The sequence below is a fragment of the Methylomonas sp. ZR1 genome (genome assembly GCF_013141865.1).
Lineage (GTDB): Bacteria > Pseudomonadota > Gammaproteobacteria > Methylococcales > Methylomonadaceae > Methylomonas.
Genome location: NZ_RCST01000001.1, coordinates 805096 through 823574, shown reverse-complemented (window position 1 = coordinate 823574; position 18479 = coordinate 805096). Strand labels below are relative to the sequence as shown.

General features: G+C 52.6%; 8 protein-coding genes. 3 read left to right on the top strand and 5 right to left on the bottom strand.

What is annotated here, in order from left to right:
- Positions 1 to 6: 6 nt before the first annotated feature.
- The 5 genes from DDY07_RS03670 to DDY07_RS03650 form a co-directional block, all read right to left on the bottom strand.
- The gene (locus DDY07_RS03670) at positions 7 to 2310 is read right to left on the bottom strand and encodes a PAS domain S-box protein (protein ID WP_171694847.1); all 2304 of its coding nucleotides are present in this window, start codon (positions 2308 to 2310) and stop codon (positions 7 to 9) included.
- 243 nt (positions 2311 to 2553) lie between these two features.
- Positions 2554 to 4734: an EAL domain-containing protein gene (locus DDY07_RS03665; RefSeq protein WP_171694846.1), complete on the bottom strand. Its 2181-nt coding sequence runs from the start codon at positions 4732 to 4734 to the stop codon at positions 2554 to 2556.
- Positions 4735 to 4751: 17 nt separating this feature from the next.
- Positions 4752 to 6605, bottom strand: coding sequence for an ATP-binding protein (locus DDY07_RS03660; protein WP_171694845.1), 1854 nt, complete (start codon positions 6603 to 6605; stop codon positions 4752 to 4754).
- 13 nt (positions 6606 to 6618) lie between these two features.
- The gene (locus DDY07_RS03655; RefSeq protein ID WP_171694844.1) at positions 6619 to 7431 is read right to left on the bottom strand and encodes an HDOD domain-containing protein; all 813 of its coding nucleotides are present in this window, start codon (positions 7429 to 7431) and stop codon (positions 6619 to 6621) included.
- Between the two features lie 42 nt (positions 7432 to 7473).
- The gene (locus tag DDY07_RS03650; protein WP_253734396.1) at positions 7474 to 8355 is read right to left on the bottom strand and encodes a response regulator; all 882 of its coding nucleotides are present in this window, start codon (positions 8353 to 8355) and stop codon (positions 7474 to 7476) included.
- 397 nt (positions 8356 to 8752) lie between these two features.
- On the opposite strand from DDY07_RS03650, the gene gspE reads away from it, so the two are divergent.
- From gspE to DDY07_RS03635, 3 genes are all read left to right on the top strand, one after another.
- A complete protein-coding gene (gene gspE, locus DDY07_RS03645; RefSeq protein ID WP_171697693.1) occupies positions 8753 to 10459 on the top strand; it encodes a type II secretion system ATPase GspE in 1707 nt (568 codons plus the stop codon).
- Positions 10460 to 10604: 145 nt separating this feature from the next.
- A complete protein-coding gene (locus tag DDY07_RS03640) occupies positions 10605 to 16901 on the top strand; it encodes an autotransporter-associated beta strand repeat-containing protein (protein ID WP_171694843.1) in 6297 nt (2098 codons plus the stop codon).
- Between the two features lie 327 nt (positions 16902 to 17228).
- A complete protein-coding gene (locus DDY07_RS03635) occupies positions 17229 to 18446 on the top strand; it encodes a type II secretion system F family protein (protein WP_171694842.1) in 1218 nt (405 codons plus the stop codon).
- The last annotated feature ends 33 nt before the right edge of the window (positions 18447 to 18479 follow it).

The window sequence follows — 18479 nt, the reverse complement described above, 5'->3', positions numbered from 1 at the left end:
TCCCGCTTAACAAGTTTTAGTAAAACGCAGAGTAAAGGTGGATCCGTTTGTCCGATCCAGGCTCATCTGTCCCATGAGTTGATTGGTCAAGGTATCAACCAATTGCAGACCCAGCGAGCTGCTTTTTTTGAAATCCATTTCGCTGGGAAGGCCGATGCCGTTATCGGAGATTATCAGGATGTATTCGCCTTGCTCCTGTGTGAAAGCGATGCCGATTTCGCCGCGCCGATCTCCGGGAAATGCGTACTTAATGGCGTTGGACAGTAATTCGTTGATGATCAGGCCGCAAGGTATCGCGGTATCGACATCGAGAAACACATTGTCTATCTTCATGTTGAGCTTGAGCTTGTCCGAATATGCGCCGTAGCCGAACAGCAAATGGTCGGATAGGCTACGAATGTATTCGTTGAAATCTATCCTGGCCAAGTCTTTGGATTGATAAAGTTTTTCATGTAACAAGGCCATGGCTTTGATGCGATCAGCACTTTGTTTGAGTAAATCGGCGGTCTCCGGACTCGTTACATTGCCGGCTTGGAGGTTGATCAGGCTGGACACCACCTGTAGGTTATTCTTGACCCGGTGATAGACCTCCTTAAGCAGCATTTCTTTCTCGTTGAGGGTTTGTTTCAGCTTATCGTGGGCACTCTGGCGCTCGGTAATATCAACGATGGAGCTGAGGACGATGATGCCGTTATCGTCATCGATCAGACCCAGGCCGATTTCGACCGGAAATTCGGTGCCGTCCTTGCGTAGCCCGTACAGATCGCGTCCGGCTCCCATCGGCCTCGAAACCGGATCGGCTAGGTAGGCCCGGCGGAAACCGACATGTCCGTCGCGAAATCGCTCGGGAATCAACATCTCCACCATTTGCCCGATCAGTTCGGTTCGCGCGTAACCGAACGATGCTTCCGTTTGCGCATTCACCATTACGATGGTGCCGGACTCATTCACCATCACAATGGCATTCGGCGCCGACTCCACCGCTTGCCGGAATCGTTGTTCCAGGCGCTTGCGCTCGGTAATGTCGACGATCGAACTGAGCACCAGGGTTTCTTCATGGCTTTCGATCAGACCCAGGCCGATTTCGACCGGAAATTCGGTACCGTCCTTGCGTAGCCCGTACAGATCGCGTCCGGCCCCCATAGGCCTCGAAACCGGATCGGCAAGATAGGCCCGGCGGAAACCGATATGTGCGCCGCGAAAACGTTCCGGAATCAACATCTCCACCCTCTGCCCGATCAGTTCGGTTCGCGCGTAACCGAACGATGCTTCCGTTTGCGCATTCACCATAACAATGGTGCCGGACTCATTCACCATCACGATGGCATTCGGCGCCGACTCCACTGCTTGCCGCAACCGCTCCTCACGTTGTTTATGTTCGGAAATATTGTCATGGATTACGATAAGCCGGGCTAAATTCTGGTCGGGAAACAGGATGACTTTCCCTGCAAACCATAGCTGACCGGAACCGGTGTAATAAGGATATTCAAGCGAAAAGCTGGATAAAGCGCCGTTCAAAACCGACCTAATACCCTCTGCGAACGCCTTTCCGCCCCTATCGTTGGTCAGCCCGGTTTCCAGCAGGGCCAGATAGTTTTGCCCGGGTTGAAGGCTGGCTTTATCCCCGGCGTATGCCTGATCGAAATCAAGCCAAGGCCTGCTGACTTTCAAGATATTGGCAGCTCCATCCAACACACAGTATTGTTTTGACAAGGAATCCAATATGGCGCCGTTAAAATGTTCGGCGTTGTGCGCTGTATCTTGCGGACCCAAATCAGCCGGCAAGGCTTGGGCAGTGGGTTTTTCAAGGATGTCGGACCGGCTTTTTTCCTTCTGTCTGCGCGCCAAGGCTGTACCGACTTGGCCGGCAAGAATCTTGAGGCCCTCAAGTTGATTGACACTTAACGCTCGTTGCACAACGTCGAACACACAAAGTGCGCCTAATGCTTCACCGGTGGGAACTAGAATCGGGCTGCCCGCATAGAAACGGATATGCGGCTCGGAAACCACGAGGGGATTGGCCGCGAAGCGACTGTCATGCTCGAGATGCGGTACAACCAACACATCCGGGTGTAATAGGGTTTGTGTGCCGAATCCGCAGTCTCTGGATTGTTCGTTGGCCGCTATGCCCTTTTTGGCTTTGAACCACTCGCGGTCACTATCGACCAGTGTGATCACCGCAAAAGGCGTGTCGCACATTAGTGCAGCTAGCCGGACAATGTCGTCAAAGTTTGATTCAGGGGGCGTGTCGAGGATGCAGCATTCGTGCAGCTTTTGTATCCGCAGAGCTTCAGCTTTCGATTCAAGCATAGCGAGTACCCCACCTCGGTTTAGACACTAGGGCTAATCATAATCTATAATTCAAAGTCAGGTGCTAATGTCGGTAAGGTAAAAATAGTCTCCTGGGGAACGTGCAGGCAGTCCGCCGAATGGCATTCATTATCGGTTTTTCTGCTACAAAAAACTTTCATTTGCCGGAGTTACGCGGCTTATTTCATGATCATTAGATGAAAAATCCCGTTATCCGCGAATAAGCGAAATTGGCTGTCCCGGTCAGTTGGTTTTTTTCAGCAGTTGCTCTACTTCCGAAGCCGGCAACGGTCGGCTAAAGAAATAACCCTGAATTTCATCGCAGCCATTCCGCGCCAAAAAATCCATCTGTGCCTGTGTTTCAACCCCTTCGGCTACCACTTTAAGTTTAAAGTTGTGCGCCATCGCAATAATGGTCAACACTAATGTAACATCGCCCTCTCCCAACGGAATATCGTTGATAAATGCCTTGTCTATTTTAAGATTATCGAAGGGAAATCGTTTTAAGTAGCTCAAACTTGAATAACCCGTACCAAAATCGTCCATGGAAATCCGAATGCCGATATTCTTTAGCCGGGTCAAAGTAATGGCTACATTATCCGGGTCTTGCATCACCGCGCCTTCGGTTATCTCCAAATCCAGAAAACTCGCGTCCAATCCACTTTGCCGTAAAACACGGGTAATAGTTTGATCAAACGTGGGACTATGCAACTGCTTGGGTGAAACATTGATCGCCATATTGATGGCGGGTAGTCCCGCCAACTGCCAAGCTTTAGCTTGCAAACAGGCCGTATGCAACACCCATTCGCCTATCGGCAGAATCAAGCCGGTATCTTCCGTCAATGGAATGAAGTGATCGGGGGGAATCAAGCCCTTTTCCGGATGGTTCCAGCGCAGCAAAGCCTCCATACCGCTAATTTGTTCACTATGCAAATCGAACTTGGGTTGATAATAGACGACAAATTGCTCCAATCGTAAAGCCTGGCGCAAGTCTTCCTCCAGCATCAAACGCTGCATAAGGCGTTGGTTAAACGCTTGAGTATAAAAACTAAAGCTATTCCTACCCTTATCCTTAGCGTCATACATGGCGGTATCCGCATGCTGAAGCAGGGTCTCTTTGTCCGCCCCGTCTGCAGGATAAAAACTGATGCCGATACTTACCGCCCCATGCAGGGTGTGCCCATTCAGCTGTAGAGGCTGCGAGATTTCGGTAATGATTCGCGCCGCGATCAAAGCAGCATCATCGGTTTTAGCGATGCTTGGACATACACAGACAAATTCATCGCCGCCATATCGCGCTACGCTATCGCAAGCTCGGACGCAATTCAGCAGTCGCCCGGCAATGATTTTTAGGAACTCATCCCCCACCGAATGTCCCATCGTGTCATTGATGACTTTAAAGTCATCGAGATCCATAAAAAACAGGCAGAATACTTTGTGCTCGCGTTGCGCGGTACTGATGGCGTTATTTAGACGATCATTAAGAAGATTGCGATTGACCAGCCCGGTTAGATCATCATAGTTGGCTCGATATTCCAACTGTGCCTGGTTGGATTTGAATTCGGTAATATCGTCGACGATAGCGACAAAGTGCGTCACTTCATCGTTGGCGTTTTTGATTGGCGCGATAGCCAGTTCATTCCAGAACAACGAGCCATCCTTGCGATAATTACGGATAACGGCATAGCCGGTTGTCTTCCGGCGAATTGCAATTCGGAGACTCTCCAAGCCAGGCTGATCATGATCCTCGCCCAGCAGAAACGAAAGGTTACGGCCAAGTACTTCCGCTTTGTCGTAACCGGTAATGCGTTGAAACGCCGGGTTGGCATAAACCAGGGGATTGCCGGCTTGTCTGGCATCGGTAATGGTGATGCCATTGCGTGCGGCTTCAATGGCTTGATTGTGGAGCAACAGGGTTTTATTGGCTTGCGCCAGCTCTGCTGTACGTTGTTCGACTTTTTCTTCCAGATGTTCGTTGATGGCTTTCAGTGCATCGTTCTGTTGCCGGATGATAGCCGATAAGCGTTCCTGTTCTTCACGCAAACGTTTTTCTTGCAGTGCGTTATGAATCAATAGTTTTAATTCTTCGCCATTCCAGGGTTTCGTGCAATAACTGTAAATCCGGCCTTTGTTGACTGCTTGGATAGTCGATTCTAAATCGGCATAGCCTGTTAACAAGATACGCACGGTATCGGGCCATCGCTCAAATGCTTGAGCGAAAAATTCGGCGCCGCTCATTGTCGGCATCTGCATATCGCAAACAATTATATCAACGGTATGCTCGCGCAAAACCGTCAAGCCCTCCGCACCGCCCTCCGCAAGATAAAGCGTGTAATTTTCATGCCGAAACAGTCGATGCAAGGCTTTGAGCACATTGGTGTCATCATCGACAAACAGTAAAGCCGCCCGCCGATCATTAGTCATTGGTGATGGCGGCAAATTCATAAGTCGACCGGCTGTTCTTTTTTTGGCAATACCACGCGAAAGGTGGTGCCTTCGCCGATCCGGCTGTCTACCTTAATTTCGCCCTGGTGCTTTTTAACGATGCTGTAGGAAACGGACAGTCCTAATCCCGTTCCTTTGCCCACCGGTTTGGTGGTAAAGAAAGGGTCGAAAATTTTATTGGCGTGCTCGGGCAAAATACCTTGCCCCGTATCGCTGACCTCAACCCAAAGGGTGCCGTTTTCGCTGCCGGTACGGATGGTGATCGTACCTTCCTTTTCAATGGCGTGGGCGGCGTTGACCAGCAAATTCATAAATACTTGATTCAACTGATGCGGCAAACACCAGGCATGCGGGATGTCCCCGTATGCTTTGACCACACGGGCTTTGTATTTGATTTCGTTATTGACGATATTCAGTGTGCTATCCAAGCAGTCGTGCAAATTCGTCCATTGCCAGTCGTCGGCACCGCCAGCATGCGAAAAATCCTTGAGATCCTGAACGATTTTTTTGACGCGCGACGCCCCCTCGTGAGACTCAACCAATAAATCGAGCACATCGGTTTTTAAAAAAACCAGATCGATTTGCTGCTTGAAATCCTGAATTTGCCGAAGTTGTTCGCCGTCGGCGCATTCCCCCTCAGTTTTTTCATATTTTTCCACCAAGGCCAGCAAATCTTCCACGTAGGTTTTCAATGAAGTGAGATTGGAGTTGATATAGCCGATAGGATTGTTGATTTCATGCGCGACGCCCGCCGCCAATTGGCCGATGGAAGACATTTTTTCGGACTGTACCAATTGCTGCTGGACTTCTTGTATGGTGTCGAGGGCTGTCTGTAATTCCTGATTGCGCTGTTTCAGCAAGTCTTCGGCATTTTTATGCTGGGTAATATCCACAGTGATGCCGTCGATGCGTACCGGTGAGCCGGCATCATCGCAAACGGCGCACATGCGATGAAACAACCAACGAAGCCCGCCATCGGGGCGGTGAATACGATAGATGACTTTCTGGATACTGTTAGTCTTTAAATCGGCCAGACTGGCTTCCACCTGCTTTCTATCAGTCGGATCAATAATATTCAGCCATAACTGCGGATCGTTTAAAAAATCCTCGACCGGCCGACCGGATACCTCAGTGGCGGCCTTGTTGAGATACAGCAATTTCATCGTGACCGGCTCCATCGACCAGACCACGCTATCCAGTGAATTTAAAATGTCGTTAAGGCGTTTTTCCGACTCATTCAAGCGTTTGTGAGCCTCTATTAATTGCTGGTTGGCATTGGCATAGCGTTGATTTGCGTTGGCAAGCTGCTGGATGCGCTTGCGTTGATCACCATGTAACCTAATGTTGTCGATCACGAGCGTGATCGGATTAACTAATTTTTGTCCGTGGTCTAAATCCGCTCCCGTGTAACTACACTCATCGTTAAAACTGTTGACCGATAATGCGCCAATCAAGCGCTGGCCTATCTGCAATGGCCAGCACATGGAGGCAACCGGTATGCGGGTTTTGGTTTTGGGTGGGTAGCGGAGAAAGCGCGAGTCTTTATTGATGTCGCCCTTGATCAATAGCGCCTGCTGGTTGGCCAATACCCAAGCTATCACGCCGTTGCCATTGGGTATCGCGCTGCCGACACATTCCTCAGGCAAACCGAGCGCAGCGACTATGGTTAAACAGCTGCTGTCTTCGCCTTCATACAAGACTAATGAGCCGGTATCGGCTCTAAATCCCTCTACAATATGACGCAGTAATTTTTCGAATATCTTGTTTGTATCTTCTTCAAACGCATCGGATTGCCCTAATTGGTAGAGGTTATAAATCCAGTCCCATTGTTGCGATTCAGTTAATAACATAATGCTCCCGAATTTATAGACTGGCGACGACCTGATTGGCGAATTGTTGACTAGAATTAGCCCAGTCTATGGCTTGGTCAAGAGGAATGTTCAGCATCTCAAGTATCTGCACAATAGACTCCGGATACTCAAAAGCCTGGTCGTCGCGTTGTGTGGCAAGTACCAGAAAATTGGCCATATGGATCATCAATTCTAACGATTTCCCTTCATCTTGCCCGCGTGGGATTTCGTGCTGTTCGATAGCATGCTGAATCGCCATCGGTAAATTCCAATGCTTTGCGACATTGCAGCCGATCTCCGCATGATCAAACCCCAAAACGCGCCGTTCCGCTTCAATTCTATTGAGATGTTGCCCCGTAGTAATACGGCTGAAATCGTCTGGAAATAACAAAACAATGGCCAGCAGCCCGATGTCATGCAGCAATCCCGCCGTAAAAGCAATATCCTGATCCATACCGGTATGAATCGCCAATTGTCGAGCACACTCCGCGACTGCCATGCTGTGATGCCAAAACTGTGAGTAGTCGAAATCTTGGCGGTCCAACCGAAACAGGTTCATAAAACCAAGGCCTAACAACAGGTTTTTTACCCGGTTAAGCCCCAACACCACCACCGCTTCCTGCAAAGAACCAATTTCTCGAGACCTACCGTAAAAAGGCGAATTGGCGACGCGCAAAATGCGTACCGCCATGTGTGGGTCTTGACTAATTTTGTTGGCGAGATTGGACAAGTTTTGCTTGTCGGCCGTGAACTGCAAGGCATCCATGATTACAGTGGGTAAGGACGGCAAATCAGCCAGTAGGGTCGCTTGGGATTTCGTATTCATGTCGGCAAACTCCACCTCTGTACTTTTCTGAGACAGTCAAGGTTATGTCTTTACTGACGAAAGCGCCACTATAGTGCCTTTTGATTGACTAAGTTCACCCATTGGGCTTATCCACACGTACAGGGTCTTGCTATTGCCTAAATCTAAGCAGCTGCCGTTAAATTCTGCTGCAGTTTCAGAATCCTTGGTTTGCTGTAATACATGCAATAAGGGGGCGGGCAAAACACTCTCTGCTTGCAGGCCAAGCAAGCATTCGTTGGGATAACGCTGGAATAGCGAGTCCGCAAGTCGATTGGAAGAGGCGATCATGTGTCGTTCATCAAGGCCAAGAATAGCCAACGGCAAATGTTCAAGTATTTCCTGAGATATTTCCAGCATTTTGATGTTATGTACGATTTCACGGGTTTTTTGCATCACTTGTTGTTCCAAACTTTGATTAAGTCTGGCAAGTAAATCGTTTGAATGTTGGAGCTCTCGAGTCAGCCGTTGATTTTCCTGTTCCATTTCATGATATTCAAACGCTTCGCGAACGTTCTTACGTAGCAACTCGTCATCCCACGGCTTAGTCATAAATCGGTAAATCGCCCCTTCATTGATGGCGCCAGTCACCGATTCAAGATCGGTAAAGCCGGATAACACCACCCGTACGGTTTTTGGATAGAGCTCTTTAACTTTGCGCAAAAATTCCACACCGCTCATCTTAGGCATACGCTGATCGGATATGATCAGGGCTATATTATGATCGACAAGTAAATCAAGCGCTTCTTCCGCACCATTGGCAGTGAGTATGCTGTAGCCATCTCTGCGCAACGTACGTTTCAGCGCATTAATAATGTTCGGTTCGTCGTCGACCAATAGCAACGTTCTAGGGGGGTGAGTACTTTCTGCCATAGCCGTATATTTACGTTTTGTTGAGCTTGTCATGGATTGTATCGGCAATACCCGTTTGGTCAAACGCTTCAAATGATCTGACATCTGAATTTATATAAGGATGGCTACAGACATTTGCTTTTGACAAAGGTGCAGGCAGGTATAGGGGCGATGCCAAGCCTTTGGGGCTTGCCATCATGATCAACCTACCAAGCAATTGATCAGTATTTAACCGTCAACTCACCATGGTGCGATCTGACAAAAGCGGGAACCCAAGGGCGTCAAAATCCCCAACACTCGCCACCCCAAAACAAGAAACTGTTCGAGCAGCGCCTCATCCCCTCTCTAACGCGGCACAAGAGTCACTATCCCATAAACAATTACTGCCGGACTGAGTGGAAAATCGCTACAATGCGCCCGAGTTCTGCAAGTTTAGGCTGATACAGTGAACATGGAAACCGTGGAAAACCCCGAAAAATACGCCGCCTTTCTCAGCTTGTTAAAAAGGAAAGGTAAGCTCTCCGACAGCGATTTGAGTAAAGTCCGCCGCATGCAAAAATCGGCATTGGACGACTCCGTGCCGCAACTGCTGATCAAACTGGGTTTGTGTTCGGACAGCGACATCGCCGGCAGCTTCGCCGAAGCCAGCGGGATTGCTCGCGTAGGTCCGGCACAGTACCCGCCGCAAACGCCGCTGCCGGATAGTGTTTCGCAGCGTTTTTTAAAGCAATACCATGCCGTAGGTCTGGCGGCGGACGACGAACAGATCCAAGTCGCGGTGATGGACCCGGAAGACGACTATGTAACGCAAGCTTTGCAACTTGCCACCGGCAAACCCATTAAATTGCAAATCGGCCAGCTTTCGGAAATAGACGCCGCGTTGGAATTGCAATACGGCGAAGGCAAGTCGCAAATGGACAAGCTGATGGACAACTTGAATGTCGAGGAAGAAGGCAGCGAAGATCTGGAACATCTAAAAGATCTAGCCAGCGAAGCGCCCATCATCAAAATGGTGAACTTCATCCTACAAAAAGCCGTGGAAAGCCGCGCCTCGGACGTGCATATCGAACCGTTCGAGCAAAGCCTGAAAGTGCGCCTGCGTATCGACGGCGTGTTGCAGGACATCGACTCGCCGCCGGTGGCTTCCACCGCCGCCGTGCTGTCGCGGATCAAGATCATGGCCAAGCTCAATATCGCCGAGCGTCGCTTGCCGCAAGACGGCCGCATCAAACTGCAAATGATAGGTAAGGAGCTGGATTTGCGGGTTTCCACCATTCCTACCCTGCACGGCGAAAGCGTGGTGATCCGCTTGCTGGACAAGGAAAACGCGGTACTGGATTTCGAAACCCTGGGTTTCGTCGGCAAACAGGCTGAACGCTTCATGGAAGTGCTGGCCCAACCGCATGGCATTTTGCTGATCACCGGCCCGACCGGTAGCGGTAAATCCACCTCGTTGTATGCGGCGCTAAAAACCCTGAACACCTCCGAACGCAAGATCATCACGGTCGAAGACCCGGTGGAATATCAGCTGGAAGGCATCAACCAGATTCAGGCCAAACCACAAATTGGTTTGACTTTTGCGTCGGCCCTGCGCTCCATCGTCCGCCAAGATCCGGATGTAATTATGATCGGCGAGATGCGCGACCTGGAAACCGCAAAAATTGCCGTGCAATCGGCACTGACCGGTCACTTGGTGTTATCCACGCTGCACACCAACGATGCCGCCGCTGGTGTTACCCGTTTGCAGGACATGGGCCTGGAAGAATACCTGCTCAGCTCGACCATCAACGGCATCCTGGCCCAGCGCTTGGTGCGCCGCCTCTGTCCGCACTGCAAACAAGCCCACCCGGCCTCGGACACGCTGATCGAAGAAATGAAACTTAGACAGTGGCAACCTACCGGCGAAATCCTGCTGCACAAACCGGTCGGCTGTCCCACCTGTAACGGCATCGGCTATAAAGGCCGACTGGCGATCATCGAATTTTTGACGATGACCGACACGATCCGCAAGCAAATCATGAAACACGAAGAAGCTTTCGTGATCCAGCAAACCGCGATCCAGGAAGGCATGCAAACCATGTACGAAGACGGCGTCGGCAAAGCCTTGCAGGGTATCACCACCTTAGAAGAGGTATTAAGGGTAACGACCGAAGCTTGAGCTGTTTAATCGGCGCCCGACAACAAACTTTCGTTGATCCAAACCTAGAAAGGCTTTGAATAACAAAGCCAACATACCGCATAACAAATAGCGTCAAGTGGAATATGACTAAAACCCACTTTTTAATCAACATCATGGATTCAAGATGTGCCAATCGCCAGCCGAGTCTGCAAATAATCCTCCGATAGCCAGACGACGTTCGCGCAGCGTCGGTGCCGATGCCTCTTGCGCTTTCTCGGCGTTGCTGATCGGATTTTTTTCAACTGCCGACGCTGCCGTTTGTACCTGGCAAGGCGGAGATGATATTTGGTCTACGCCCGCTAACTGGTCATGTGCCGCAAACCCCGGAGCCGCGGATGATGCGGTTATCAATGTCGGCCAAAATGTGGCTCTTGATATTTCGCCCACTGTGGCAAATTTCAGTTTGGCGCATGCCGGCGCGACTTTGAGCGGTGCCGGCACATTATCCTCAAACAACGACTTTGATATGCAAGCCGGTACGGTCAGCGCGGCGTTGGGCGGCAGCGTGGGCTTGAGTAAAACCACCGCTGGTACCGTGACGCTAAGCGGCAACAATACTTACACCGGCACCACCCAAGTAAATGCCGGCACGTTGACCTTGGGCGCCGGCGATGTGCTCGCCAATGCCTCGAGTCTGATCGTCAACGGCGGCACTTTTGATTTGGGTGCGAACAACGACACCGTCGCCGGCGTGCAATTACTGTCCGGTTCGATTACCGGCACCGGCACGTTAACATCAACCAGCGACTTTGATATGCAAGCCGGCACGGTCAGCGCGGCGTTGGGCGGCAGCGTGGGCTTGAACAAAACCACCGCCGGTACCGTGACGCTGAGCGGCAGCAATACTTACACCGGCACCACCCAAGTAAATGCCGGCACGTTGGCCTTGGGCGCCGGCGATGTGCTCGCCAATGCCTCCAATCTGATCGTCAACGGCGGCACTTTCGATTTGGGTGCGAACAACGACACCGTCGCCGGCGTGCAATTATTGTCCGGTTCGATTACCGGCACCGGCACTTTGACGTCTACCAGCACGTTTGATGTGCAATCAGGCACGGTCAGCGCCAAGCTAGGCGGCAGCGTCGGCCTAAACAAAACCACCGCCGGCACCGTGACCCTGAGCGGCGCCAATACTTACACCGGCAACACCCAAGTCAACGCCGGCACGTTGACCTTGGGCGCCGGCGATGTGCTCGCCAATGCCTCGAGTCTGATCGTCAACGGCGGCACTTTTGATTTGGGTGCGAACAACGACACCGTCGCCGGCGTGCAATTACTGTCCGGTTCGATTACCGGCACCGGCACGTTAACATCAACCAGCGACTTTGATATGCAAGCCGGCACGGTCAGCGCGGCGTTGGGCGGCAGCGTGGGCTTGAACAAAACCACCGCCGGTACCGTGACGCTGAGCGGCAGCAATACTTACACCGGCACCACCCAAGTAAATGCCGGCACGTTGGCCTTGGGCGCCGGCGATGTGCTCGCCAATGCCTCCAATCTGATCGTCAACGGCGGCACTTTCGATTTGGGTGCGAACAACGACACCGTCGCCGGCGTGCAATTATTGTCCGGTTCGATTACCGGCACCGGCACTTTGACGTCTACCAGCACGTTTGATGTGCAATCAGGCACGGTCAGCGCCAAGCTAGGCGGCAGCGTCGGCCTAAACAAAACCACCGCCGGCACCGTGACCCTGAGCGGCGCCAACACGTACACCGGCAACACCCAAGTCAGTGCCGGCACCCTGACCTTGGGCACCAGCGACGTGCTCGCCAATGCCTCCAGTCTGATCGTCAACGGCGGCACATTCGCTCTAGGCAGCAATAACGATACGGTGGCCGGGGTGCAATTAACGTCCGGTTCGATTACCGGCTCCGGCACCTTGACCTCGAACAACACATTTGATGTGCAAGCGGGCACGGTTAGCGCGGCGTTGGGCGGCAGTGTGGGCTTGAATAAAACCACCGCCGGCAGCGTGACGCTCAGCGGGACGAATACCTACACCGGCAACACCCAAATCAATGCCGGCACGTTGGCCTTGGGCGCCAGCAATGTGCTCGCCAATACCTCCAGCCTAATCGTCAACGGCGGCACTTTCGATCTGGGCGCAAACAGCGACACCGTCGCCGGCGTGCAATTACTGTCCGGTTCGATTACCGGCACCGGCACCTTGACTTCGACCAGCACGTTTGATGTGCAATCAGGCACGGTCAGCGCCAAGCTAGGTGGCACCAATATCGGCCTAAACAAAACCACCGCCGGTACCGTGACGCTGAGCGGCAGCAATACTTACACCGGCACCACCCAAGTCAGCGCCGGCACGTTGGCCTTGGGGGCCAGTGACGCGCTTGCCAACACCTCCAGCTTGATCGTCAACGGCGGCACTTTCGATTTGGGTGCGAACAACGACACCGTCGCCGGCGTGCAATTACTGTCCGGTTCGATTACCGGCACCGGCACTTTGACTTCTACCAGCACGTTTGATGTGCAATCAGGCACGGTCAGCGCCAATTTAGGCGGCAGCGCGGGCTTGAGCAAAACCACCGCAGGAACCGTGACACTGAGCGGGGCGAATACCTACACCGGCAACACCCAAGTCAATGCTGGCACGTTGGCCTTGGGCGCCGGCGATGTACTTGCGAATGCCTCCAGTCTGATCGTCAACGGCGGCACTTTTGATTTGGGTGCGAACAACGACACCGTCGCCGGCGTGCAATTAACGTCCGGCTCGATTACCGGCACCGGCACGTTAACGTCAACCAGCGACTTTGATATGCAAGCTGGCACGGTCAGCGCGGCGTTGGGCGGCAGTGTGGGCTTGAATAAAACCACCGCCGGCACCGTGACACTGAGCGGGGCGAATACCTACACCGGCAACACCCAAGTCAATGCTGGCACGTTGGCCTTGGGCGCCGGCGATGTACTTGCGAATGCCTCCAGTCTGATCGTCAACGGCGGCACTTTTGATTTGGGTGCGAACAACGACACCGTCGCCGGCGTGCAATTAACGTCCGGCTCGATTACCGGCACCGGCACGTTAACGTCAACCAGTGACTTTGATATGCAAGCCGGTACGGTCAGTGCCGCACTAGGCGGCAGCGTCGGATTGACCAAAACCACCGCAGGTACCGTGACGCTGAGCGGCAGCAATACTTACACCGGCAACACCCAAGTCAGTGCCGGCACGTTGGCCTTGGGCGCCGGCGATGTGCTTGCCAATACGTCCAGTCTGGTCGTCAACGGCGGCACTTTCGATTTGGGTGCGAACAACGACACCGTCGCCGGCGTGCAATTAACGTCCGGCTCGATTACCGGCACGGGCACTTTGACTTCGACCAGCGCGTTTGATGTGCAATCAGGCACGGTCAGCGCCAATTTAGGCGGCAGCGTGGGCTTGAGTAAAACCACCGCAGGTACCGTGACGCTAAGCGGCAGCAATACCTACACCGGCAACACCCAAGTCAGCGCCGGCACGTTGGCCTTGGGCACCAGCGACGTGCTCGCCAATGCCTCCAGTCTGATCGTCAACGGCGGCACCTTTGCTCTGGGCAACCATAACGACATAGTGGCAGGCGTACGACTGCTGTCGGGGTCTATCACCGGCACCGGCACCTTGACCTCGAACAGTGCGTTCGATCTTCAATCCGGCAAGGTCAGCGCCAATTTGGGTGGTGGCGCGGGTTTGAACAAAACCACTTCGGGTACGGTGACCTTGAGCGGCACTAACAGCTACACCGGTAACACACTGGTAGATGCCGGCGTATTGAATTTTACCGGCAGCAATACCCACTCCGGCAATTTCACCGGCAACGGCACCTTGCAATTCGGCGCAGGCACGCAACAATTCAATGCCGGCACCAACCTTGGCACAGCCAATATCACTTTTAGCGGTGGGACAAATCTAGTCAACGCCGGCGTTGCCCTAACGGCCACCGATGCGGTGTTCAGCGGCGGAACAACCACTATCGCCGGCGATTATTCAGTAAGCAATTCCACGACGGTATCCGGCGGCACCGTCAATTTTTCGTCCGCAGCGACCAAGCAGCTCAATCTGGGTAGCACTTTTACCATAAACAACGGCACCGTCAATTTACAGCACACCAGCACCGAGGTGAGTCGTTACGTGCAGACTGGCGGCATATTATCGGGCCCTGGCGAATTAAGAGTGCAATCCGCAGTGCTTTCCGGCGGTGAGATGCGCGGCCCAGGTAGCTTGATTATCAGCGGCTCAGGAGGCTCCGCCAGCGACTTATTGCTGAACGGCAATTTCATCCTCAACAATCAATCGACGGTCATTAATTCCGGCAATGTGCGCGTGACCAGCAATGCCTCGTTTATCGGCAACGGCACTTACCGGCAAACAGCGGGCACTACCCGGGTAGATGGGGTTTGGAGTCAGGCTTTGACCGACATACAAGCCGGCAGCTTCGGCGGCAACGGCAGCGTCAGCGGTCCGCTCATCAACAATGGCACGGTCGGCATCGCCGGTTCGCACTTGACTTTGAACGGGCCGGTATCCGGCAGCGGTTCTTACGCCGGCATCGTGGACATAAACAACAGTTTCTCGCCGGGGCCGGGTGCCAATGGGCAAGGGATAGCGGCCATTGACGCCGCATCGGCTGATTTGATTTTCCGCCAATCCAGCAGCTTGAATTTGGAATTGGGCGGGGTAAACGGACAGTTGGTAACCGATTCGATTACTGCGCGCAGCATCGATATTCAAGGCGCAAAGCTTAACTTACAACGCTTGGCCAGCCAGCCTAACTTCTCGCCGCAACAGGCTTTTTCGCAGTCTGTGCTGTTGCAAACCACCAGCGGCAGCATCTCCGGAAATTTTAACCAAAGCATTACCTGTCCGGAAGGCTCCAGCGATATGTTTATATTTTCCAAGCAGGAAAAGCAGTTTTTGCTGACCATGGTGCCCAGATTGCCCAATCTGGTCCCCGCCGACGTGCAATCCTTGGCCAACGCCTTACAGCAAATAGACTGCAGTGCCTCAACCCCAACTAATCTGCAGAATCTATTGAACGGCTTGAAACCCTTTTTAGCAAACGGTAACGCCGATGCCAGCAAAGTAGACCAATTCATCAGCGCGTTGCGGCAAATCAGCCCTGGTCAAATCGCGGCGGAACAAACCGTATCGAACCAAATAGCCAAATTGCAGACCGGCAACATCACTCAGCGACTCGTCACCCTGAGGTCCGCAAGCGTCGGCGCCGGTTCCGCGTCAAGTTTCAAGTCGTCCCCCACGTTCAACACACCGGTAAGCAGTTCAATGGCTATCGGCAGCGCTCCGGGCGTTCTCAGCGCACCCAACAGTATCAGCTCACCGAATGCGTCAAGCAGCATAAACACGCCTAGTAGTACACCCAGTGCGCCCACCAGTTCAGCCAGTTCGCCCAGTTTAGGCAGCTCACCCAACACACCCAGTTCTAACGCTATCAGCATTCAGGCTTCAACGCCGGAAAAAGACGGTCAATCCTCATCCAATGCTCCCTCCTCGGTCAGTATTTCCTTAAGCACGGATAACGACGGCAACGGCACCGATCTTATCTCCGGCTTCAGCAATTTGGGCTTATTCATTAACGGCCAATTCGAATGGGCTGATAGAACCGCGACGGTCGTTCAACGCGGTTATGCGTCCACGATGTCCGCCGTCACTGCCGGTGCCGACTATCGCTTGAGCAAACGGCTACTCTTGGGTTTGTCTGCCGGCTACGGCAGCAGCACGGCCCTGATTTCCCAACAGGGCGGCAGCCAAAGCATAGACGGGTACACCTTATCAGCCTTCGGCTCGTTAAACCTGACCGATAACTGGTACGTTGATCTGGTCAACAACCTGACTTATAACCAATACGATTCCAAACGTGTCACACTTTATAACGACGCCAACGGCACAGCGATTAATGAAACGGCATCCAGCCAAACCGATGGCTGGCAAAATCGCACCAGCCTCAGCAGCGGTTACGACATAGCGGTAAAAGAATGGACATTCGGCCTTAGAGGCCGCACGGAATACGGTTACAACTTTGTCAACGGCCGCAAGGAACAAGGTGCAGGTTTAGGCATGAACATGATAGTCGGCGAGCTGGACAACGAGTCGTTGAGCAGCAGTATCGGCGCGATGGTCTCGCATGCGCTGAGCACGCCGGTGGGCGTGCTGGTTTCGCAAGTGAATGTCGAGTGGGAGCATCAGTGGTTCAACAAAAACTCCTTGATTACCACCCGCTTCGTCGATTCGCCTAACAATGCCTTTACCACCAACAGTTTTAGCGTCGATAAGGACTACATCAATCTGCGCGCCGGTTTATCCGCCCAACTGCCGTTTGGCGGCTCGGCGTTCGTGCAATACGACACCACCTTCGGCCAGGAATACGTTTCCCGCCACGCCTTTAATGTCGGGATACGCATGGAGTTTTGAGATACGCCCGCAACTACTTTATAGTGGCGAGCATGTTTTGCCGGCGGAATTAAGCCTCGCCAGACCGAATCTGCGTGATGATTAACCCGGCCCTTAAATACCCGGTCACCTATATGCCCTTGGCTATCGAAGGGCATATCCGTCTGGGCTTAGATGAACTCAATTTGATCGGAATATCCGTGATCAATAGGGCCGGGCTAGTAACATGAAATGTGATAGACATATACACGCTACGCCACGGTTATCGAGTGTCCATGTTTTGGCATTGCAAAAACATTGCCGAGTACCGAAGCGCAAACCCAGCTAAAAAGCAAACTAAACAAATACATGCCTTTATTCTCCTACAAAGCTGTCAACAGTCAGGGTGTCGCCGAAGAGGGTGTGCGTAATGCTGCAGACGAGCAGGCCTTGCTGCTGGAATTGCAAAACCAGGGCTTGATTCCTATCCGTATTGAATTGGCGAAAGATAAGACCTTTCTGGGGTTCAAACTAAAGTCTGCTACCGTCAAACTGTCGCAAAAAGAAATCGGTATGCTGACCGGCGAATTGGCGACCTTGCTGGAATCCGGTTTGCCGCTGGATCGGTCGTTAACGATTCTGATGCAGTTGACCGAGGAAAATCCGAAACTGAATAAACTAGTCGGCGAAGTGCTGGAAAAGGTCAAAGCCGGCAAGGCACTAGCCGATGCCTTGGAAAGCCAGAGCGGGGTGTTTTCCAAATTTTATCTGAACATGATCCGCGCCGGGGAAATGGGCGGCAATCTGGGCGGGGTGTTGCTGCGCTTGTCGGAATACATGGAACGTTCGCAGGAACTGAAAGACACGGTCAGCACCGCGTTGATTTACCCGGCCATTTTGTTGCTGATGTCGCTGGCCTCATTGTTCGTAATGCTGACCTTCGTAGTCCCGCAGTTTAAGGAAATGTTCGATAGCGCCGGCCAAGCCTTGCCGGTGCCAACCCAGATAGTGATTGGCCTGGCCGAGTTTCTGCAAAGTTATTGGTGGGTACTGCTGATTGTTATTGTCGGCAGCGTGCAAACTATAAAATTGCAGTTGGCCGATCCGGCCGGCAAGAAAGCCTGGGACGGCCGGCTACTGAAGTTTCCGTTGTTCGGCGAGATCATCCTGACCATGGAAATAGCCAATTTCAGCCGTACCTTCGGCACGTTATTGGGCAACGGCGTGTCGATTTTGAAATCGCTGGGCATCGTCCGGGAAACCGTCGGCAATATAGTCTTGGCCGATCTGTTGGAGCATGCCGAAGCCCAGCTCAAGCAAGGCCGGACCATGTCGGACGCCTTGGCCCAGCAAAACCTGTTTCCCAAACTGGCGGTGCAAATGATTAAAATGGGCGAGGAAACCGGCAAGCTGGAGGAAATGCTGATGCGGGTAGCTACCATTTACGACAAGCAGCTAAAGACCACCATCCAGCGGATGCTGGCGCTGTTGGAACCGGCCTTGATCATTTCGCTGGGCTTGATGATAGGCGGCATCATCGTTTCCATCTTACTGGCTATTTTGAGCGTAAACGATCTGGCGGCTTAGGCGCATGGGCGAATGAATTCGCCGGTACCATCC

Excerpts from the sequence above, each read along its gene's own strand:
- DDY07_RS03670 (WP_171694847.1), bottom strand. The coding sequence starts at position 2,310 with ATGCTTGAATCGAAAGCTGAAGCTCTGCGGATACAAAAGCTGCACGAA.
- DDY07_RS03665 (WP_171694846.1), bottom strand. The coding sequence starts at position 4,734 with ATGACTAATGATCGGCGGGCGGCTTTACTGTTTGTCGATGATGACACC.
- DDY07_RS03660 (WP_171694845.1), bottom strand. The coding sequence starts at position 6,605 with ATGTTATTAACTGAATCGCAACAATGGGACTGGATTTATAACCTCTAC.
- DDY07_RS03655 (WP_171694844.1), bottom strand. The coding sequence starts at position 7,431 with ATGAATACGAAATCCCAAGCGACCCTACTGGCTGATTTGCCGTCCTTA.
- DDY07_RS03650 (WP_253734396.1), bottom strand. The coding sequence starts at position 8,355 with ATGACAAGCTCAACAAAACGTAAATATACGGCTATGGCAGAAAGTACT.
- gspE (WP_171697693.1), top strand. The coding sequence starts at position 8,753 with ATGGAAACCGTGGAAAACCCCGAAAAATACGCCGCCTTTCTCAGCTTG.
- DDY07_RS03640 (WP_171694843.1), top strand. The coding sequence starts at position 10,605 with ATGTGCCAATCGCCAGCCGAGTCTGCAAATAATCCTCCGATAGCCAGA.
- DDY07_RS03635 (WP_171694842.1), top strand. The coding sequence starts at position 17,229 with ATGCCTTTATTCTCCTACAAAGCTGTCAACAGTCAGGGTGTCGCCGAA.